Here is a 20,493-nt window from a genome sequence, read left to right as displayed (position 1 = left end):
GTTATGAGAAAAATTATAGCTTATTTTATTAAGTACCATATTGCTGTAAACATTTTTATAATTGCATTTATAGCTTTTGGTACATTAGGAATATTGTCTTTAAAGTCATCTTTCTTTCCTTTAACAGATTCCAAAATAATTAATGTAAATATTACTTATCCTGGAGCTTCTCCTCAAGAAATTGAAGAGGGTATTGTCTTGCAGATTGAAGATAACCTTAAAGGATTAAAAGGTATAGATCGAGTAACATCGACTTCCTTAGAAAATAGTGGGACAATTACTGTAGAGATTGAAAAAGACGAGAATATAGACTTTATGTTACTCGAGGTGAAAAACGCAGTAGATCGCGTGCCTTCTTTTCCTACGGGTATGGAACCTTTAGTGGTTTCTAAACAAGAAGCGATACGCGAAACCATTTCCTTTGCTTTAAATGGTAAAAATGTCCCGTTAGCTACATTGAAGCAAATTGGGCGTCAAGTCGAAAATGATTTACGTGCTATTGATGGTATTTCTCAAGTTACAGTAACAGGATATCCGGAAGAAGAAATTGAAATTGCAGTTAACGAAGTGAGTTTACAGGCTTTTAATTTAACTTTTAATGAAGTTGCCAATGCGGTGTCCTCTTCAAATATTTTAATAACAGGAGGTAATATTAAAACCAATACTGAAGAATATTTAATCCGAGCTAATAATAGATCGTATTATGGAGACGAGCTCTCTAATGTAATTGTAAGAGCTACACAGGATGGTAGAATAATTAGACTAAAAGATGTCTCTATAATACGGGATCGTTTTTCTGAAACACCTAACGCCACCTTTTTCAATCAGGAATTAGCCGTTAATATTTCGGTAACGAGTACCAATAACGAGGACCTGATGTCGTCTGCAGATAATGTGAAAGCATATATAGCAGATTATAATCTTAAACACGATAATGTGCAGTTAGATATTGTAAGAGATCTTTCTGTAACCTTAAAGCAACGTACACAACTTTTAACAGAAAATGCCATTGTTGGTATGTTATTAGTATTATTATTTCTTTCCCTGTTCTTAAATACACGCCTCGCATTTTGGGTCGCTTTCGGACTACCGATTTCTTTTTTAGGGATGTTTATTTTTGCAAGTCAGTTTGATGTTACTATAAATGTTTTCTCCTTGTTTGGGATGATTATCGTAATCGGGATATTGGTAGATGACGGAATTGTTATTGCCGAAAATATTTATCAGCATTATGAAAAAGGAAAAACACCTGTTCAAGCGGCAATCGATGGAACTATGGAGGTTATTCCTCCTGTGGTATCAGCAATTATAACTACACTCTTAGCATTCTCTTTATTTCAATTTTTAGATAGTAGAATTGGTGAGTTTTTTAGTGAAGTTTCGGTTATTGTAATTTTAACACTGGTCGTATCTCTTATAGAGGCATTAATTATTTTACCAGCGCATTTAGCACACTCTAAAGCATTACGCAAAGAGGTTCCGAAAGAAAATCCAAGTAAATTTAATCAGTTTTTCTCTAAAATGCGAAATATTAATGCATTAGGAGACCGCGTAATGATCTTTTTAAGAGACAGGGTGTATGCACCAACTTTCGACTTTATACTTAAGTTTAAAATATTGTCGTTAGGAATTTTTGTTGGTCTTCTAGTCTTAACAGTTGGGGCTGTTGGCGGTGGCGTTATTGGAGTAACAATTTTTCCTTCAATAGCAAGTGATCGTGTTTCTATAGAACTCGATATGCCAAATGGTACCAATGTAAGAGTTACAGATTCTATCATTTCAATGATTGAAGAAAAAGCGCTTATCGTTAATCAAGAGTTTACCGAGAAATATTTAAAAGATACAGATAAAGAACTTTTCGAAAATACAATTCTATCTATAAAAAGTAGTTCTAGTGCCGAATTAGTTATAAATATGTTACCAGGGGAAGATCGTCCAGATGTGATCAATGCATCATTAGTGGCTAATAGACTTCGGGAATTAGTTGGTCCAGTAATCGGGACAGAACGTTTAATTTTTGGTTCTGGAGGTAATTTTGGAGGTAGTCCTGTTTCTGTTGCCTTATTAGGAAACAATATTGAAGAACTAAAAGCAGCTAAATTAGAATTAAAACGCATTCTAAGTGAAAATGCACTTCTTAAAGATATAGAAGATAACGATCCGGCAGGAATAAAAGAAATTCGTCTAGAGTTAAAAGAATCGGCCTATTTACTAGGTTTAGATTTGTCTTCAGTAATGAGTCAAGTCCGTTCTGGTTTTTTTGGAGCTCAAGCACAGCGATTCCAAAGAGGACAAGATGAAATTAAAGTCTGGGTAAGATACGATAGACAAAATAGAGAATCGATAAACAACTTAGAAGACATGCGTATTTTTACACCTTCGGGAAGTCGTGTAAGCTTAAAAGATATTGCAAGCTATAGTATAGTTCGAGGAGATGTGGCTATTAATCATTTAGAGGGGAAACGTGAAATTAGAGTCTCTGCAGATTTAAAAGATCCGAGTACTAGTGCTACAGATATTTTAGATGATATTAAAAAAACAACGATTCCAGAATTACAATCTAAATACCCTACAATTTCCGCTTCTTTCGAAGGTCAGAACCGCGAGGCTCAGAAACTGACATCATCTTTAAGCAGTGCAGGAACGGTTATATTACTACTAATCTATATAACCATTGCATTTACATTTAGAAGTTATAGTCAGCCATTATTATTGTTATTATTGGTGCCATTTAGTTTAACAGCTGTAGCTTGGGGCCACTGGTTATTAGGATTCCCAGTAAACGTTTTATCCTTGTTAGGAATTATTGCTTTACTAGGAATTATGGTTAACGATGGATTGGTGTTAATAGGTAAGTTTAATAGTAATCTTAAGGAAGGTATGTCTTTCGATTTGGCATTATCCGATGCAGGGAAATCAAGGTTTAGAGCTATTTTTCTAACATCATTAACCACTATTGCTGGTTTAGCACCTTTATTATTAGAAAAAAGTAGACAAGCACAATTCTTAAAACCCATGGCTATCTCTATCTCATTCGGAATTGCGTACGCTACCATTTTAACACTACTTGTACTACCACTTTTTCTTTCCTTTAGTAATAGTATAAAAACAAATGTTAAGTGGTTGTCTACGGGTAAAACGGTAACAAAAGAAGAAGTTGAACGTGCCATTAAAGAACAAAAAGAAGAGCATGAATTTTAAAACATATATTTTACTTACTTTAATCTTAGTTTCAGTAAAAGCTACAGCACAACGTATCCTGACTCCAGAAGAGGCCTTTACGTTAACCTTAGAGCATAATTATGGAATAAAGATTATTAACAACGATGTTAAAGTAGCCGAAAATAATGCAGCGATCCTAAACTCAGGATACTTACCAACATTGTCGGGTGCTGCTGGTGCTAATTTTAATTTAGATAATACAGAAGCGCAATTCTCTAATGGCGAAACCACAACATTAAACGGAGCAGAAAGTTCGAGATACGATGCTTCTGTAACGTTAAACTATTTGCTTTTTGATGGTTTAGGAAGACAGTATAATTACCAGACGCTTAAGGAGACTTATAATTTGTCACAGTTAGAAGCACGAGAGACTATAGAAAATGTGGTCCTTGAATTATTCGCTGTGTATTATAGCATCGCAAATATTTCGGAAAATAAAACTTCTTTAGAACAAACCATAAACATATCTAGAGACCGATTGTTACGTTCAGAATATCAATTTGAATATGGCCAAAATACTAAATTAGATGTTTTAAATGCTGAAGTAGATATTAATAATGACAGTATTAATTTGATTAATACAAAACAGAATTTAATAAATACAAAGCGTGATTTAAACGTTATTTTAGGGAATAAGATGGAGTCGGATTTTGAGGTTAAAACCGATTTTGATTTTCTACTACAACTAAATAAAACGGATTTATTAGAGAAAACTAAAGCGAACAATGTGAGCTTGTTACAAGCTAATAAAAATATCCAGTTAAGTGAATTAGGTATAAAATCTAGAAAATCTCAATATCTACCAAGTTTGGGTTTAAGTGGCTCTTACGGTTGGAATAAAAATAATAATAATGCAGCGTCGTTTGTTTCGGAATCTACAAATACAGGACTATCTGGCGGTCTAAATTTGTCATGGAATTTATTCGATGGAGGTACAACGATTACTCAAGTTAGAAACTCTAAATTAATTTTAGAAAATCAGGAATTACAGAAAGAGCAATTAATCTTGGATATTGAACGTAATTTTAATAATGCTTGGGATAACTACCAGAACAAGTTATCTATCTATTATGTTCAGGAAGACAATATTAGAACAGCTCAAAATAACTTTGAGCGTACGGAGGAAAAATTTAAATTAGGACAAACAACGTCTATCGAATTTAGACAAGCACAACTGAATTTAAGAAATGCAGAATTAAGTAGAAATCAAGCTAAATTTGATGCTAAACTCGCCGAATTAGATGTACTACAAATTAGTGGTGAATTACTTAATATAGCCTTGTAGTGATAAATTTACCATGATTTGTGGCCGCAAACGTTATAAAACGCTGATTTTTTGGAGGGTTAATTACTGTTTTTACAATAAATTCTTATTAAAATTTTAAAAACAGTTGTGTTTTTAGAGTAATAAATGCATTTTTCTTATAAAAGATGTGATACTTGTTTGAATACAGCATAAATAAATTTTACGTTTTTTGTATCTTTGCAATTCGTAAAAATAACGCTATATTTTTCGACCATAAAAAACTACATAAAACAATCTAAAATAATGGCAATTAGCTCAAAAATTATTTACACAAAAACCGACGAAGCTCCGGCTTTGGCAACTTATTCTTTTTTACCTATTGTACAAGCGTTCTTAAATCCTTCGGGAATTAATGTGGAAACTAGAGACATTTCTTTAGCAGGACGAATTATTGCTAACTTTTCAGACTTTGTAACTAAAGAGCAACAAGTACCAGATGCTTTAACCGAGCTTGGAGAATTAGCTAAAAATCCAGAAGCAAATATTATAAAATTACCTAATATTAGTGCTTCTCTTCCTCAGCTTAAAGCGGCTATTAAAGAATTACAAGAAGACGGTTATAAATTACCTAATTATCCAGACGAACCTAAAACTGATGCCGAAAAGGAAATCAGGTCAAGGTACGACAAGATTAAAGGTAGTGCTGTAAATCCTGTTTTACGTGAAGGAAATTCTGACCGTAGAGCTCCTAAAGCCGTAAAAAATTACGCTAAAAAATTCCCACATTCTATGGGAGCTTGGAGTGCAGACTCTAAAACCCATGTTGCGACTATGTCTGAAGGCGATTTCGCAAATAATGAGAAATCTGTAACTTTAGGTGATGCTACATCTGTAAGCATTCAGTTTGAAGATGAAAATGGAAATACAACAGTATTAAAAGATAAATTAGACCTTTTAAAAGGAGAAATTATCGATGGTACTGTAATGAGTAAAAAAGCATTAATTGCCTTTTTAGAAGCTCAGATCAAGGATGCCAAAGACAAAAATGTGTTATTGTCTTTACATATGAAAGCGACTATGATGAAGGTATCAGACCCTATCATCTTTGGTCATGCTGTACGTGTATTCTTTAAGAATGTTTTCGCAAAACATGAAGAAACTTTAGAAAGTATTGGTGTCGATGTTAATAATGGTTTTGGAAATTTATTAAGTACGATTGAAGTTTTACCAGAAGATAAACGTAACGAGATTCTTGCAGATATAAACGAAGCGTTTAAAAATGGTCCTTCTTTAGCTATGGTAAATTCTGAAAAAGGAATTACTAATTTACATGTACCTAGTGATGTTATTATCGATGCTTCTATGCCAGCAATGATTCGTACTTCTGGACAAATGTGGAATGCTGAAGGAAAACAAGAAGATACTAAAGCTATTATTCCAGATAGTAGTTACGCTAGTATTTACGAAGCAACTATTAATTTCTGTAAAGAACATGGTGCTTTCGATCCTACAACAATGGGAACTGTTCCTAACGTTGGTCTTATGGCACAAAAAGCAGAAGAATATGGTTCTCATGATAAAACTTTCGAAATCGCATCAGCAGGTACAGTTCGTGTAATAGATGCAGATGATAAAGTATTAATTGAGCATACTGTTGAAGCTGGTGATATTTGGAGAATGTGTCAGGCAAAAGATGCGCCTATCCAAGACTGGATTAAATTAGCAGTAAGTAGAGCTAGAGCAACAAATATTCCTACTGTATTTTGGTTAGACAAAAACAGAGCGCACGATGCCGAATTAATTAAAAAAGTAGAAAAATATTTACCAGATCACGATACTTCTGGATTAGATATTCAAATATTATCTCCAGAAGAAGCGACTTATTTTACATTAGCGCGTATTAAAAAAGGAGAAGATGCTATTTCTGTTACAGGAAATGTATTACGTGATTATTTAACAGATTTATTCCCAATTTTAGAATTAGGAACAAGCGCTAAAATGTTATCTATCGTACCATTAATGAATGGTGGTGGATTATTTGAAACTGGTGCTGGTGGATCTGCTCCAAAACACGTACAACAATTATTGGAAGAAAACCATTTACGTTGGGATTCATTAGGAGAATTCTTGGCATTGGCGGTTTCATTAGAACATATGTATGAAAAGACTAAAAATGATAAAGCATTAATTTTAGCAGATGCTTTAGACGAAGCTACAGGAAAATTATTAGACAACGGAAAATCTCCTTCTCGTAAGGTTAAGGAATTAGATAACCGTGGAAGTCATTTTTACCTAGCTTTATATTGGGCAGAAGCTCTTGTTAATCAAACTAAAGACGCAGATCTTAAAGCGACTTTTACAGATGTAGCTAAAGCTTTAGCAGAAAATGAGGCTAAAATTGTAGAGGAATTAAATGCTATTCAAGGTAACCCAGTAGATATTAAAGGATACTACTTACCAAGTGTAGAATTAACGTCTCAAGTGATGCGTCCAAGTGCAACTTTAAATGCTATTTTAGAAACTATATCTTAAGAAAATAAGCATATTTTTATTCAAAAAGACTCCATTAATGGAGTCTTTTTTTGTTATAAGGTATATGGTAACTTTTACAAATTTGTATCTTTACAACATGGATTTTATAAAAACTACCGAAGCCGATTCTAAGTACAATAATCTAGAAAGTATGTCTGTTTCAGATTTATTAGTTAATATTAATAATGAAGATAAAACAGTACCACTGGCCGTGGAAAAAGCGCTTCCTAACATCGAAGCCTTAATAGAACAAACCGTTGCCAAATTGAAAGAAGGCGGACGTATATTTTATATGGGAGCTGGAACTAGTGGTAGACTAGGAGTTTTAGACGCCTCAGAATGCCCGCCTACGTTTGGAGTGCCTTCTAGTCTTGTGGTAGGGATTATCGCTGGTGGAGATAAGGCGATTCGTGATGCAGTGGAATTTGCAGAAGATTCTACCACACAAGGTTGGAACGATTTATTAAAGTACAATGTCTCGACTAAAGATGTTGTTATTGGTATAGCTGCTTCAGGAACAACACCGTATGTTATTGCTGCACTAGAAGTGTGTAATTCTAAGGGTATAGTTACAGGTTGTATAACGTGTAATCATAATAGTCCGCTATCGCAAACAGCTCAATTCCCTATAGAGATTATTGTAGGTCCCGAATTTGTTACGGGGAGCTCACGAATGAAAGCTGGAACAGCTCAGAAATTAGTTCTGAATATGATTTCTACCGCAACCATGATTCAATTAGGAAAAATTAAAGGCAATAAAATGGTTGATATGCAATTGAGTAACGATAAGTTGGTTGATCGTGGTATTAAAATGATTATGTCAGAATTAAATATTTCCTATAACGATGCCGAAATTCTTCTTCAAGAGTATAAAAGTGTTAGAAACGTTTTAACGCATGCCAATAATGGAAACTAAAAGAACAAATAAAAAGATTTTAGTCGATGGATTAAAAAAAATGGCCATCTCTCTCGGGTTGATGTTTCTAGGGCCATCCTTAATTCATATTGCATTTACAAATACAGAAAAACCACTCTATATTCCTCTTTTAATTTTAGGTATTGTGGTTTGTGGTCTTGCCGTTTTTTTCGCCTTTAAAGGATTAAAAACCATTATGGATAGTATGTTTAATAACTAATTTAAGCAGTTCGTTATTTGTTTTTTAATTCTATTTCGGATTTTTTTATTCAATTCTCATCTATTAATCCATTGCGTGTCGCTATTCTATCTCACAATAAAGATTGATTTTACTCTATTTGTTGCATCTGTTTACTTCTAATTATAAAACTATCAGGTATAGAATTTTTTTCTATTGACTACATCTGGTGTTTTAACATTTAATTATCAAAATAAAATATTAAAGCTTGCACGTCATCAATTTTTTTATACTTTTGCCGTCGATTTGATTTTTCGGGAATATTAAGCATTAAAAAACTATGAAAAATGCGATTTAACTTCCTGAACGTAAATTAATTAAAAAGATAATAATTATGAAGACAAGAATTACTTTAACATTAGTCGCTTTATTTGCTTTTGGATTTGCACAGGCACAAGATCAAGAAATTACTAAATCACAAATCACTTCTGAAATGAGAACAGCTAGAGGTGTTTCTTTTGAAGAAGGTGATATGTTCGTTGAAGGTGGTATTTCAATCACTACTGATGGAGACAATACAAGTTATGGGATTAACCCAAAATTTGGATACTTCATTTCTGATAAAATTGCAGTAGGAGGGGATTTAGATTTCGGAGGAAGTGACACTGATGGTGGAAGCGAAACTGATTTCTTTGGAATTGGAGCTTTTGCTAGATACTATTTCTTAGAATTAGATCAAAAACGTTTCAAAGCTTATGGAGATGTAGGTTTAGGATATGGTCACTCTCGTGTTCAAGCTAATGGAATTGATAACACTAACAATGATATCAAAGCTAACATAACACTAGGTTTAAACTATTTCTTTACAAAAAACTTTGCTGCAACATTTGTATTAGCTGATATTTTAACTTACAACAATGCAAACCCAGAAGATGGAGATTCTTCTAACAGTTTTACATTAAACATCAACTTATTCAACAACATTTTTGCACAACCTCAATTTGGTTTATTATACAAATTCTAAATAGTTCACACTATTATATTTTAAAAAGGCAGTCTGTACAGACTGCCTTTTTTGCGTTATACTAACTTCTATAAGTAGCTTTATTTCCATAATGATGAAGTTTAGAATGAGATACATAACAATGAAAATTGCAAAAGTAGTTTTGGCATATGTTGTAAAAATAATAGCGTCCTATAAATCATTTACAAACAGTAAATGATTGTATTGTCTATATTCCCTAATGTATTTTTTTTTATGAAACTCAAGTATTTAGTCAGAATGCTATGTATCTAGACAAGGGGTAGAGTAGGTGGACTTCAACCGTTTTTTATTAATCTTCTCTGGGTTGAGAAGTACCCGTTAAGAAATTTTAAATAACTAGACCTAAAAATAAATATTTATTAAGAAAGACTCCATTTAAAAGGTGGAGTGTGGTATTGAAAAATATTTGATCTTTTATGAGAAGAAAAGCATTTAGTTTCTAAATAGATGTTCTTAATCCGTTGGTAGTAGAGTTGCATGTAAAACATTTTGCAATCACGGATTTCACTATCAATCAAAATAAAAGAAGTCATAGTTGACAAATATAACGAGCGGTTCCCGACGTCGCTCGAATACCGTTTATCTATTTATCTTTCTAATATAATGTATATAAAATAGTAAAGAGGCTATGTTTTTTTAAAACGAGGGAAGATAGTTTATAGCTTATTATGGTCGAGGATATAATACATGTACTATGGAACCAATTACTCTTATTACTTCATTATAAGTACGCTATTAATTACTTTATTAATTGATAGACATATGCTTCTAAAAAAGCTTTTAGAAGTCATTTTAAGGGGAGAAACACATAATTCAGTCACAGTATATATAATTGCAACAAGCAACAATACCGTTAAATTGACTTTATAACTTACACATAGATTCCATATTTAAATTATTGAAGATCTACTGTTTCGAGAAAGGGGAAGTAAGGTTTTAGTACGTGATCTTATATAATCTCAATAAGAGCTAAAATTAGGACAAAACAAAAGCCATATCAGTATAGTTAAACTATTTTGATATGGCTTTCTCTGAAATAGCATTTTAAATTTACTAGTCTTTTGACTAATTACGTTCGGATATAAATCTTACTTGTTTTCATTAAACTGAACTATTTCAAAAATGAAACATTTATGTTGTAACGTTCAAAATGTATTTACTAGCTACCAAATGTTTCTGTTTAATTGTTTTTCTTTATGTTTTTACTTTCATCTCTATAAATACAAATACAGTATAAACATTGTTTTCAATTTAATCTTAACTTTCGTTATATGGACAATCTTTGAAAACTTTCAATCTTAATAGTTAACCTTGCTATGCAATATCACTTTTTAAGACATCATGATTTTTCAAGCAAATTCATGCTCTACAAAATCTAAAAAAACAATTATTAAAAGAACGTTTAATACTTTAATGTAACCTAGAGTATTAATTGTTTTATAAAGATAAGAAATGTTTTTAGTTTTTAGAAGCATTTTAACATTTTAGATATCAACAACTTATAAACTGCACTTATTAACTTTTGTTCATAAAAAAAGTCCCAACACATAATGCTGGGACTTTTTAGTATGATAAGTGGAAAACTATTTGTTTCTTCTTTCTTTAATTCTTGCTTTTTTACCAGTAAGACCTCTAAAGTAGAAAATACGAGCTCTACGCACTTTACCTTTTTTGTTGATCTCTATTTTTTGTAAAGCTGGCATATTCACAGGGAAGATACGTTCTACACCTACAGTACCAGACATTTTTCTGATAGTAAATGTTTCAGAAGCACCTGAACCTCTTTTTTGAATAACTACACCTCTAAAAAACTGAGTACGTACTTTTTCACCTTCTCTAATTTCGTAGTACACTGTAATAGTGTCTCCAGCTCCAAATGCTGGAAATTCTTTTTTTGTAACAAATTCGTCTTGAACAAATTTTATTAAAGATTCCATATCTTTATTTTTTTATAATAGTTAATCCAAAGCAACATTCACGATTTTCGCCAGAGGTTGGTTCGAAATTGGGTGCAAAAATAGTGATTTATTTGTTATCTACAACCTATAGTTGAAAATATTATTTAATCTTTTAATAAGTCTGGTCGGCGCTTTTTTGTATGCTCAAAGGCTTGATTTTCACGCCATTTTTCTATTTCTGGAAAATTTCCGCTAAACAATATTTCAGGAACTTTTAATCCTTTGTATTCTCTTGGGCGTGTATAAATAGGAGGCGCTAACAAATCGTCTTGAAAAGAATCTGTAAGTGCCGATGTTTCATTTCCTAAAACTCCAGGAATTAGTCTTATAATGGAATCACATAAAACCGCAGCTCCTAATTCTCCTCCAGATAAAACATAATCACCTATCGAAATTTCTTTAGTTATAAATAAATCGCGCACACGCTGGTCTACACCCTTGTAATGGCCACAAAGAATAATGATGTTCTCTTTTAGGGATAATGTATTTGCCATACCTTGTTTTAAGGTCTCACCATCTGGAGTCATGTAGATTACTTCATCGTAATCACGTTCGGACTTTAATTGAGAGATACATTTATCTATAGGCTCTATAAGCATGACCATACCTGCGCCTCCACCAAACTGATAGTCGTCTATGGTCTTATAATTATCCGTTGTATAGGTTCTTAAATTATGAAAGTGAACTTCGACTAAGTTTGCATCTATGGCACGTTTTAAAATTGAAGCTTCAAATGGGCTTTTCAGTAATTCAGGTAAAACGGTTATGATATCTATGCGCATGGCTTTATTTTAAATAACTTTTGCAAAGATGCGAAGAATCGAATTAAAATCCGAAGTTATTTATCTCTCAAAAGATGGAATTAAAAAAGTCCATACCGATAGTATGGACTTGATGTTGTTATAAATATAAGATTCTTACTTTAATTAAGAATTAGATTTATGCTTATTTAACTCGTCTTGTAATTGTCTACGTACTTTTTGCTCGCGTTCTAAAGCGGTCTTACGGTGTTCGTCAAACTCTTCTTCTATTTCGGCAAGCATGCGTTTTGCTTCTTTAGTGGTAGAGTTACTATTTTTAAATTTATAAATAAAGAATAGTAGAAAGACTAACAGAGCGCCTATTATAGACCATATAAAAGTATTGTAAGTGGTTTTGCTAAGTTGCATGCCTAAAAATTGCATGCTATCTTTTTCTTTATTTGTAAGATCTAAAGTGTTTTGAGTCTTACTTAGATCTGTTTTTAAGGTTTCAATCTCTCTTGCTTGTTCGTCTACATTAGTTTGGGTTTCAACTAAATCTATTCTAATTGCTTTTAACGAATCTAGAGTGTGAGATTTTAATGTCTGTAACCATTCCCTTTTTACGACTTTATAATTTTGATAATTATTGGATTTTTGAATGACATATTCAAATTGATTATCTAGCGTTCCTTCGTTTAAAGATAATTTGCTCTCTTCTTCAGATTCTGGAGTTGTTTGTGCAACGACCGTTAGGGTAAGAAGGCAAGCAAATAGAGTGGTAGTTAATGTTTTTATTACATTCATTATGGAATTCGTATTTGAGTTTTTTAAGATTGTGGCGAAATTAAAAAATAAAGTCTAAGTTAACTGTTTTAATTAACAAAAAACCTCACTAAAGTGAGGTTTTATATATACGTTCTAAATTGATTTTTGGATGATTAAACTTAAAAAGAACTTATAGTATTTTATGCTTTAAATTGTGTTAAAATAAGGTAACTGCTTGAGCACTATAAATATACTTCTATTGATTTAAATCTATAATAATTACAATTTTTTTAAGAATGAACTGTATCAACTCGTCTTTTTAAATATTTAAGTTATTGCAATGTATAAAATTCTAAATATAGAAGTGCAGACTTTATAAAATAAACCCCTTCTTAATTAAAGAAGGGGTTTATTAAAACTGATATATAAAGTTTTTATAATTTATCTAAAATTGTAACGTTCTTTTTCTCCCCTAGAGTTAATCATTTCAATTTGTAAAGGTTCGTTAGGAGATTTAGCTTTTAAGATGTTCTGAACATCGTCTATAGTATGTACTTTCTGAGCATTTATGGCTGTAATAATAGTTCCTTCCATAATCCCATTTTGCTTCCAATATTGCGCATATTCATTATTTAACCTTACAATTTTTACTCCGTTATCTAGATCAAACTTTTTCAAGTCTTTTTTCTCGGTGTTTTTAATAATACCAACTAATGGCATGGTAAAGGTTTGGTTTTTAATTAAAGTAACAGGAATGATTTTTAAGTCGCCATTTCTTAATACTGTAATATCAACCACATCGTCTGGACGTTTTGTGTTTAAATGACCTCTTAAATCTGCAAATTTTCTAATCTTCACATGGTCTATTTTCTTTATAATATCGCCACGCTGTAAACCGGCAACTTCTGCACCAGAACCTTCCTCTACATTATCTACATAAAATCCTTCAGTATCTTCAATATTTAATTTTTCGGCAAAAGTATTATTTAACGCACCTCCTGTAACACCTAAAATACCGTTTTGCACGTTCCCGTACTCCATGATATCTTCAATCACTTTTCTAGCAATGTTACTTGGTACCGCGAAAGAGTATCCTATATAGGAACCGGTCTGAGACGATATAGCCGTATTAATTCCTATTAAATCACCATTTGTATTCACTAGCGCACCTCCCGAATTTCCTGGATTTACAGCCGCATCAGTTTGAATGAAGGACTGATTACTTTGTCCGGTTAAATCTCTAGATTTTGCACTTATAATACCTGCCGTAACAGTAGATGTTAAATTAAACGGGTTTCCAACAGCAAGCACCCATTCTCCTAATTTGGCTTGATCGCTATCTCCAAAGGTTGTATATGGTAAATCTTCGTCGGTTTCAATCTTTAATAATGCAATATCGGTATTATCGTCGCTACCAATAATTTTGGCTTCATATTCCCTATTATCATTTAACGTAACTGTTAATTCTTGAGAATTATTAATAACGTGATTGTTGGTAATAATGTAACCGTCCGGTGATATAATAACACCAGAGCCTGTTCCTACTTGTGGTCTAGCAGAAGATCTACCGTAAAATAAATCTTTATACGTCATTTGCCCAGTTACAATAGATGTGTTTTTTACATGGACAACACTATGTACTGTGTTTTCTGCGGCCGTGGTAAAATCTGGCGCATTACTTACAGCATTTAGATTAGAAATATTAGCGGTTGGTATAAAATTGGTTGGAGCAGTTTCCGTTTTCGTGATAACTAATGCGTCTTTGTCTTCTAAGAACATTTTATAGGTTCCTAGAGTTAACATACCACCTAAAGCAGAAACGAAGACTAAAGTCAATATTTTTTTCATGTTTAATGTAATTTAGGTTAATAAAAAATAATTATTAAAATTACCTCTTTATTGCTTTGTACAGAAGAGTTTAACGCTATTTAACTTAGTGTTTAAGAGATTTTAACACTCGAAAGAATTGCTAATTATTCCTATATTTGCCGATAATTATGACACATACATTTTATAAATATCAAGGAACAGGGAATGACTTTGTGATGATCGATAATCGTCAGAATACATTCGACAAAACAGATATAGCACTTATTAATCGCTTATGCGATAGACGATTTGGAATTGGTGCCGATGGTTTAATCTTATTAGAGAATCATCCGGAAGCGGATTTCGCAATGGTGTATTACAACGCCGATGGAAACGAAAGTACCATGTGCGGAAATGGCGGACGATGCTTATCTCAATTCGCGAAGGATTTAAACATAATCGATAAAAAAGGATCTTTTGAAGCCATTGATGGGATGCATCACGTAATTTTCGATGGGGAATTGGTGCAATTGCAAATGCAGGATGTTGCCAAAATTGAGGACCATAAATCTTATGTATTTTTAAATACGGGATCTCCACACCATGTACAATTTGAAGATCAGATAGAAACCTTCGATATTAAAACACTAGGAAGTGCAATTAGAAACGGGGCACCTTATTATAAAGAAGGAACCAATGTAAATTTTGTAAAGAAACTATCTAGCAACCAATTCGAAGTTAGAACCTACGAAAGAGGAGTGGAAGATGAAACCTTATCTTGTGGTACAGGTGTAACAGCTGTAGCTATTGCCATGAATTACTTGGGAGAAACTCCAGATAGTACGGTGCATTTAAAAGTACAAGGCGGACAATTAAAAGTATCGTTTACAAAAACAGAAGATGGCTATAAAGATGTGTGGTTAATTGGCCCAGCAAAGCAAGTCTTTAAAGGGGAAATTGAATGGTAACCTTAAAAGGAGAGCATATATTTTTACGCGCTTTAGAGCCTGAAGATTTAGATTTTATTCACGAAGTCGAAAATAATGAAGCTATCTGGGAACTAAGCAATACGCAAACACCGTATTCTAGATATTTAATAAAACAGTATTTAGACGAGTCTCATTTAGATATTTACGAGGTAAAACAATTGCGTTTGGTGATTTCTGATTACGATAATAATTTGATTGGATTGATAGATATTTTCGATTTTGATTTTAGAAATCGAAAAGCCGGCATTGGGATTCTTATTACCGACGAAGCTAAACGGGCTAAAGGATATGGTAGCGAAGCACTATCGCTTTTAGTTAACTACTGTTTTAATCAGTTACAACTACACCAAGTGTATTGCAATATTTCAGAAGATAACGAAGCCAGTTTAAAATTATTTAAAAATCTAGAGTTTCAAATCATCGGATTAAAAAAAGATTGGAACCTTGTTCATGGTGTTTATAAAAACGAATTCCTATTACAATTAATAAATAGCTAATGTATATTAAAAAAATTCTTATTGCCATTGTGCTTATCGGCCTAGTAATTTCTGCCTTTTTCGCACACTATGTATATGCTGCCATGTTTAAGCCCAATACAGCTTTTAACAACGAAACGGCATATATTTTTATTCCTACTCGTGCTTCATATCAGGATGTGCGCGAACAGTTAAAACCTCTTTTAAAAGATATTGAAACCTTTGATGCCTTAGCAGAACAGAAAAAATATACTACACATATTAAAAGTGGGAAGTTCAGTATTACTAAAGGAATGACAAATAACGATATTATAAACTCCATTCGTATTAATAGTCTTCCGGTTCAAGTTGCATTTAATAATCAAGAAACGATTGAAAAATTAGCAGGTCGTATTGCTACACAAATCGAAGCCGATAGTTTGTCTCTTTTAGGGGCGATGCAAGATACTACCTTTATAAAAGAAAACGGATTTAATAAAGCCACGATGTTGGGAATGTATTTGCCAAACAGTTATGAGTTTTTTTGGAATACCTCTGGAGTAGAGTTTAGAGATCGCATGCTCACCGAATACAAGAGATTTTGGACGAGCTCAAGATTAGCCAAAGCCAAAGCCATTGGTTTATCTCCTAGCGAAGTAATTACGCTGGCTTCAATTGTTCATGAAGAATCTAAGGCCGCCGACGAACAACCTAGGATTGCAGGTGTATATTTAAATAGATTAAAGATAGGTATGCCACTACAAGCAGATCCAACCTTAAAATTTGCAGCGTATCAATTACAAGAATACCAAGACACCGTTATAAAACGTGTTTTAAACAAACATAAAACTATAGTCTCTCCTTATAATACCTACTTAAATGCAGGTTTGCCACCAGGATTAATTGCTATGCCAGATCTTACGGCTGTTAATGCCGTGCTAAATGCAGAAGATCATGATTACTATTATTTCGCCGCAGATGCGAAGCGCTTAGGATATCATAATTTTGCCAAGAATTTAAGTCAGCATAACGCGAATGCAAGAGCCTATCAGAACTATCTAAATCGTCAAGGAATTACCAAATAATTGTTAAAACTGATGTTTTTAAAATATAATTTGTAGTATTTTTCTTTCTTAATAATTCGATTTTGTAGTCCAATAATGCCGTTAACCTAAACGTTTTTAGATAAATATATGTGTTGAAAAACTGTTAATTGATTAATTTTCAGATTAATAAAAAATGTTGTATATTTGCCGACTGAAATTTTCAGGTAACTAGTTTTTATCTATCTGAAGAAATTAAACGTATTATGAAAAGTATTGGAAGTTATGTTATCGTAATTCTTGCAATATGTTCTTTGGCTTTTTATTCATTTTCAACTGAAAAAATCAGTGTAGCCGAGAACAGTAATTTATCGGAAGGCTTAGCCTTAAATTATCACGCGGTTAATGATAGTATTGATCGTAATCATGCGGAAGCATTAAACACAAATATTAAACACACATTTTCACCAGATTTGGGGAAAACGTATGTTGGTTTTAAAGAAGCTTTAGGTTTTAAAGAATCTAGAGGAAATTATTTTACAGTGAATACACTGGGGTATTTAGGAAAATACCAATTTGGAAAAGAAACTTTAAAAATTATAGGAATTTATAATCCGGTTAAGTTTTTAAAGAATCCAGAATTGCAGGAAAAAGCATTTTTAGCGAATACAGAGCGCAACAAATGGATTTTACGACGAGACATTAAAAATTATGTTGGTAAAACAATTAATGGCGTTGTGATTACCGAATCAGGTATTCTTGCAGCGGCTCATTTAGCTGGACCAGGTAACGTTAAAAAGTATTTAAGAAGTTACGGTGCAGTAGGTTTTAATGACGCTTACGGAACATCGGTAGCGCATTACATGAAGAAGTTTTCAGGTTACGATACGTCTTTTGTAAAACCAAATCAGAAAGCAAAAGTTAAAAAAGTATAAGTTTAACTTTTATGAATAATAAATATTGAAGGCCTCTTATGGAGGTCTTCAGTGTTTTTAAGCCATGCTGAAGCAGGCTTCGTTTTAATAAATTCGGTTGGTAATGTAATATCACAAGCCACACACACCATAGTGTTTTTGCCTAAAGCACTACAAATATCCTCAAGCATTTTATTGTTTCTATATGGTGTTTCTATAAATATTTGCGACTGATTGTAATCGAAAGACAAACGTTCTAAACGTCTTAATTCGTGTTTGCGCTCGCTTTTGTCTATAGGTAAATAGCCATTAAAAGAGAATCCTTGACCATTCATTCCTGAACTCATTAGTGCGAGTAGGATAGAGGAAGGCCCAACTAAAGGCACAACTTGAATACCTTGCAGATGTGCAATATTTACGACATCAGAGCCAGGATCGGCTACGCTTGGACAACCGGCCTCAGAAAGTAACCCAACATTTGTTCCGTTTAAACACGGTTCTAAAAAGCTTGGTAAGTCGCTTTCAGATGTAAATTTGTTTAAATGAAAAAATTCCAAATCAGATTGCACCGTTTCTGGACAAATTCGTTTTATAAAACGTCTTGCAGTTTTTTCATTTTCAACAATAAAAATAGTTGTGTTTTCAATGATGGTTTTTACAGAAATGGGTAATACTTCTAAAGGTTCGTTATCGCCTAAAGTGGTTGGAATAAGATAGAGTTTTCCTAAAGAAGTTTTCATAAGTATAAAAATGTATTCAGTTTTATAATCCGAAACTGAATGATGTTATTTTAATTTTTCGACAATTACATCGCATGCTTCATCTAGCATTTTGTAGACGTTTTCGAAACCATGAGCACCACCGTGATAAGGATCTGGAACATCGTAATTCTGATTAGGATAAACTTCGTTTAAAATCATTTTTACTTTGGCTTTATCCGCATCGGTACGTGCTAAGCTTAAAATGTCGCTATAATTGGATGAATCCATAGCGTAAATGATATCAAAATCGTCAAAATCTCTAACAGAAAATTGTCTTCCCATTAATTTTGAAATGTTAATACCATATTTGTTTCCTACAGTAATAGAGCGATTATCGGGATGAGACCCGATATGATAACTCGCTGTTCCTGCAGAATCCACTACAAAATCGTCGTAAGGTAATTTAGAGCGTAAAATACCTTCTGCCAAAGGAGATCGACAGATATTTCCAAGGCAAACCATGAGTATTTTAGTCATTGTAATTGTGTTTTAAACCGAAAGCTTTTTAGTAATATCTTCAACGTACTTTTTAAATTGCTTATCTGTAGTCGATAAATTATCGACCGTTTTACAAGCATGAAGTACAGTAGCATGATCACGTTTTCCTATTTGAGAACCTATACTAGCTAAAGAGGCTTTAGTGTATTTCTTAGCAAAAAACATAGCCAATTGTCTCGCTTGAACAATATGACGTTTTCTTGTTTTAGATTGCAGTGTGTCTACATTCATTTGGAAATAATCCGACACTACTTTTTGTATATAATCGATAGACACTTCACGTTTCGTGTGCTTCACAAATTTTTCAACAATTTGCTTTGCAAGATCTATAGTGATTTCTTTTTTATTGAAAGACGACTGAGCTATTAACGAAATAATGGCACCTTCTAATTCTCTAACGTTAGATTTAATATGTTTGGCTACATACTCAACAATTTCTTCAGGCATATCTACACCGTCACGATATAATTTGTTGTTTAATATAGAAACACGTGTTTCAAAATCTGGGCTTTGCAATTCTGCAGAAAGTCCCCATTTAAAACGCGATAGTAAACGTTGCTCGATATCTTGCATGTCTACAGGCGCTTTATCACTCGTTAAAATTACTTGCTTACCATTTTGGTGTAAGTGATTAAAAATGTGGAAAAACACATCTTGCGTTCCTGTTTTACCAGATAAGAATTGAACGTCGTCAATAATTAAAACGTCAATAATTTGATAGAAATGAATAAAGTCGTTTCTGTTATTCTTCTTTACAGAGTCTATATATTGTTGCGTGAATTTTTCAGCGGAAATATATAACACCGTTTTTTCAGGATATTTATCTTTAATTTCTACACCAATAGCATGAGCTAAGTGTGTTTTACCAAGACCAACACCTCCAAAAATTAATAACGGATTAAAAGATGTTCCTCCTGGTTTTGCCGCTACAGCTAATCCTGCACTTCGGGCTAATCGGTTAGAATCTCCTTCTAAAAAGTTTTCGAAACTATAATTTGGATTTAATTGCGATTCGATCTTAACATTTCTAATTCCTGGAATAATAAACGGATTACGTAATTCTGGGTTTTTATTGTTAAGCGGAATATCTACATCTTGGGCTTTAACTGCAGATCGGCTAGAACTAGGAATACGTTCTGTAAAAGGTTGTTTATTGCCATACGTGTTTTCCATTTTAATAATGTAAACCAGTTTGGCTTTTTCTCCTAATTCTTTAGTTAAGGCTACTTTTAAAATTTTAACATAGTGCTCTTCTAACCACTCGTAGAAAAATTTACTCGGGACTTGTATGCTTAAAGCGTTGTCCGTTAATTTAACTGCGGCGATTGGCTCAAACCATGTTTTATAAGCTTGCGGTTGGATATTATCTTTTATAAATTCAAGACAGTTATTCCATACCGATTGCGCAGTTACACTCAT

At 32.8% G+C, this 20,493-nt stretch carries 17 protein-coding genes; 10 read left to right on the top strand and 7 right to left on the bottom strand.

Translation table 11 applies throughout. From position 1 onward, the window contains the following. Positions 1 to 3: 3 nt before the first annotated feature. From ACKC83_RS00085 to ACKC83_RS00060, 6 genes are all read left to right on the top strand, one after another. Entirely contained in the window at positions 4 to 3,201 is a 3,198-nt protein-coding gene (locus ACKC83_RS00085; RefSeq protein WP_434036582.1) for an efflux RND transporter permease subunit, read from the top strand. Continuing rightward, positions 3,191 to 4,507, top strand: coding sequence for a TolC family protein (locus tag ACKC83_RS00080; protein ID WP_434036581.1), 1,317 nt, complete (start codon positions 3,191 to 3,193; stop codon positions 4,505 to 4,507). The genes ACKC83_RS00085 and ACKC83_RS00080 overlap by 11 nt, the downstream gene beginning before the upstream one ends. A gap of 264 nt (positions 4,508 to 4,771) precedes the next feature. Next, positions 4,772 to 7,000: an NADP-dependent isocitrate dehydrogenase gene (locus ACKC83_RS00075; protein WP_434036580.1), complete on the top strand. Its 2,229-nt coding sequence runs from the start codon at positions 4,772 to 4,774 to the stop codon at positions 6,998 to 7,000. A 97-nt stretch (positions 7,001 to 7,097) separates the two neighbouring features. Continuing rightward, the gene (murQ, locus tag ACKC83_RS00070) at positions 7,098 to 7,916 is read left to right on the top strand and encodes an N-acetylmuramic acid 6-phosphate etherase (protein WP_434036579.1); all 819 of its coding nucleotides are present in this window, start codon (positions 7,098 to 7,100) and stop codon (positions 7,914 to 7,916) included. Beyond that, on the top strand, positions 7,906 to 8,136 hold the full coding sequence (locus tag ACKC83_RS00065; protein ID WP_414037434.1) for a DUF6095 family protein: 231 nt from the start codon (positions 7,906 to 7,908) through the stop codon (positions 8,134 to 8,136). The genes murQ and ACKC83_RS00065 overlap by 11 nt, the downstream gene beginning before the upstream one ends. Before the next feature lie 352 nt (positions 8,137 to 8,488). Next, positions 8,489 to 9,118, top strand: coding sequence for an outer membrane beta-barrel protein (locus tag ACKC83_RS00060; protein ID WP_414037433.1), 630 nt, complete (start codon positions 8,489 to 8,491; stop codon positions 9,116 to 9,118). A 1,604-nt stretch (positions 9,119 to 10,722) separates the two neighbouring features. Here the strand turns inward: ACKC83_RS00060 and rplS are convergent. The 4 genes from rplS to ACKC83_RS00040 all read right to left on the bottom strand — a co-directional run bounded on the left by rplS (position 10,723) and on the right by ACKC83_RS00040 (position 14,453). Further along, on the bottom strand, positions 10,723 to 11,076 hold the full coding sequence (rplS, locus tag ACKC83_RS00055; protein WP_414037432.1) for a 50S ribosomal protein L19: 354 nt from the start codon (positions 11,074 to 11,076) through the stop codon (positions 10,723 to 10,725). 125 nt (positions 11,077 to 11,201) lie between these two features. Beyond that, a complete protein-coding gene (trmD, locus tag ACKC83_RS00050) occupies positions 11,202 to 11,879 on the bottom strand; it encodes a tRNA (guanosine(37)-N1)-methyltransferase TrmD (RefSeq protein ID WP_434036578.1) in 678 nt (225 codons plus the stop codon). A 144-nt stretch (positions 11,880 to 12,023) separates the two neighbouring features. Further along, complete coding sequence (locus ACKC83_RS00045; RefSeq protein ID WP_434036577.1) at positions 12,024 to 12,644, bottom strand: tRNA (guanine-N1)-methyltransferase; 621 nt, start codon at positions 12,642 to 12,644, stop codon at positions 12,024 to 12,026. Between the two features lie 402 nt (positions 12,645 to 13,046). Beyond that, a complete protein-coding gene (locus ACKC83_RS00040) occupies positions 13,047 to 14,453 on the bottom strand; it encodes a trypsin-like peptidase domain-containing protein (protein ID WP_434036576.1) in 1,407 nt (468 codons plus the stop codon). A gap of 149 nt (positions 14,454 to 14,602) precedes the next feature. Between ACKC83_RS00040 and dapF the strand changes: the two genes are divergently transcribed. The 4 genes from dapF to ACKC83_RS00020 all read left to right on the top strand — a co-directional run bounded on the left by dapF (position 14,603) and on the right by ACKC83_RS00020 (position 17,836). Continuing rightward, positions 14,603 to 15,382 (top strand): diaminopimelate epimerase, encoded by a 780-nt coding sequence (dapF, locus tag ACKC83_RS00035; protein WP_434036575.1) that lies wholly within the window; start codon positions 14,603 to 14,605, stop codon positions 15,380 to 15,382. After that, the gene (locus ACKC83_RS00030; RefSeq protein ID WP_434036574.1) at positions 15,376 to 15,900 is read left to right on the top strand and encodes a GNAT family N-acetyltransferase; all 525 of its coding nucleotides are present in this window, start codon (positions 15,376 to 15,378) and stop codon (positions 15,898 to 15,900) included. The genes dapF and ACKC83_RS00030 overlap by 7 nt, the downstream gene beginning before the upstream one ends. Then, positions 15,900 to 16,943: an endolytic transglycosylase MltG gene (mltG, locus tag ACKC83_RS00025; protein ID WP_434036573.1), complete on the top strand. Its 1,044-nt coding sequence runs from the start codon at positions 15,900 to 15,902 to the stop codon at positions 16,941 to 16,943. Before ACKC83_RS00030 ends, mltG begins: the two co-directional genes overlap by 1 nt. A 224-nt stretch (positions 16,944 to 17,167) precedes the next feature. After that, complete coding sequence (locus ACKC83_RS00020) at positions 17,168 to 17,836, top strand: peptidoglycan-binding protein LysM (protein ID WP_414037425.1); 669 nt, start codon at positions 17,168 to 17,170, stop codon at positions 17,834 to 17,836. A gap of 2 nt (positions 17,837 to 17,838) precedes the next feature. On the opposite strand, the gene ACKC83_RS00015 is transcribed toward ACKC83_RS00020, so the two are convergent. Genes ACKC83_RS00015 through dnaA form a run of 3 tightly spaced genes read right to left on the bottom strand, consistent with a single transcriptional unit; the run spans position 17,839 to position 20,493 of the window. Then, positions 17,839 to 18,555, bottom strand: a complete 717-nt coding sequence (locus ACKC83_RS00015) for an SAM-dependent methyltransferase (protein ID WP_434036572.1) — start codon at positions 18,553 to 18,555, stop codon at positions 17,839 to 17,841. A gap of 45 nt (positions 18,556 to 18,600) precedes the next feature. Beyond that, entirely contained in the window at positions 18,601 to 19,053 is a 453-nt protein-coding gene (locus tag ACKC83_RS00010) for a low molecular weight protein-tyrosine-phosphatase (protein ID WP_434036571.1), read from the bottom strand. Positions 19,054 to 19,065: 12 nt separating this feature from the next. Continuing rightward, entirely contained in the window at positions 19,066 to 20,493 is a 1,428-nt protein-coding gene (gene dnaA / locus ACKC83_RS00005; protein WP_414037422.1) for a chromosomal replication initiator protein DnaA, read from the bottom strand.

The sequence above is a fragment of the Formosa bonchosmolovskayae genome (assembly GCF_051016085.1).
Taxonomy (GTDB): Bacteria; Bacteroidota; Bacteroidia; order Flavobacteriales; family Flavobacteriaceae; genus Formosa.
The sequence above is the reverse complement of the archived record's forward strand: the minus strand, read 5'-3'. Positions and strand labels throughout refer to the sequence as shown.

Coding starts and splice junctions, on each gene's coding strand:
- ACKC83_RS00085 (WP_434036582.1), top strand. CDS start 4: ATGAGAAAAATTATAGCTTATTTTATTAAGTACCATATTGCTGTAAAC.
- ACKC83_RS00080 (WP_434036581.1), top strand. CDS start 3,191: ATGAATTTTAAAACATATATTTTACTTACTTTAATCTTAGTTTCAGTA.
- ACKC83_RS00075 (WP_434036580.1), top strand. CDS start 4,772: ATGGCAATTAGCTCAAAAATTATTTACACAAAAACCGACGAAGCTCCG.
- murQ (WP_434036579.1), top strand. CDS start 7,098: ATGGATTTTATAAAAACTACCGAAGCCGATTCTAAGTACAATAATCTA.
- ACKC83_RS00065 (WP_414037434.1), top strand. CDS start 7,906: ATGGAAACTAAAAGAACAAATAAAAAGATTTTAGTCGATGGATTAAAA.
- ACKC83_RS00060 (WP_414037433.1), top strand. CDS start 8,489: ATGAAGACAAGAATTACTTTAACATTAGTCGCTTTATTTGCTTTTGGA.
- rplS (WP_414037432.1), bottom strand. CDS start 11,076: ATGGAATCTTTAATAAAATTTGTTCAAGACGAATTTGTTACAAAAAAA.
- trmD (WP_434036578.1), bottom strand. CDS start 11,879: ATGCGCATAGATATCATAACCGTTTTACCTGAATTACTGAAAAGCCCA.
- ACKC83_RS00045 (WP_434036577.1), bottom strand. CDS start 12,644: ATGAATGTAATAAAAACATTAACTACCACTCTATTTGCTTGCCTTCTT.
- ACKC83_RS00040 (WP_434036576.1), bottom strand. CDS start 14,453: ATGAAAAAAATATTGACTTTAGTCTTCGTTTCTGCTTTAGGTGGTATG.
- dapF (WP_434036575.1), top strand. CDS start 14,603: ATGACACATACATTTTATAAATATCAAGGAACAGGGAATGACTTTGTG.
- ACKC83_RS00030 (WP_434036574.1), top strand. CDS start 15,376: ATGGTAACCTTAAAAGGAGAGCATATATTTTTACGCGCTTTAGAGCCT.
- mltG (WP_434036573.1), top strand. CDS start 15,900: ATGTATATTAAAAAAATTCTTATTGCCATTGTGCTTATCGGCCTAGTA.
- ACKC83_RS00020 (WP_414037425.1), top strand. CDS start 17,168: ATGAAAAGTATTGGAAGTTATGTTATCGTAATTCTTGCAATATGTTCT.
- ACKC83_RS00015 (WP_434036572.1), bottom strand. CDS start 18,555: ATGAAAACTTCTTTAGGAAAACTCTATCTTATTCCAACCACTTTAGGC.
- ACKC83_RS00010 (WP_434036571.1), bottom strand. CDS start 19,053: ATGACTAAAATACTCATGGTTTGCCTTGGAAATATCTGTCGATCTCCT.
- dnaA (WP_414037422.1), bottom strand. CDS start 20,493: ATGAGTGTAACTGCGCAATCGGTATGGAATAACTGTCTTGAATTTATA.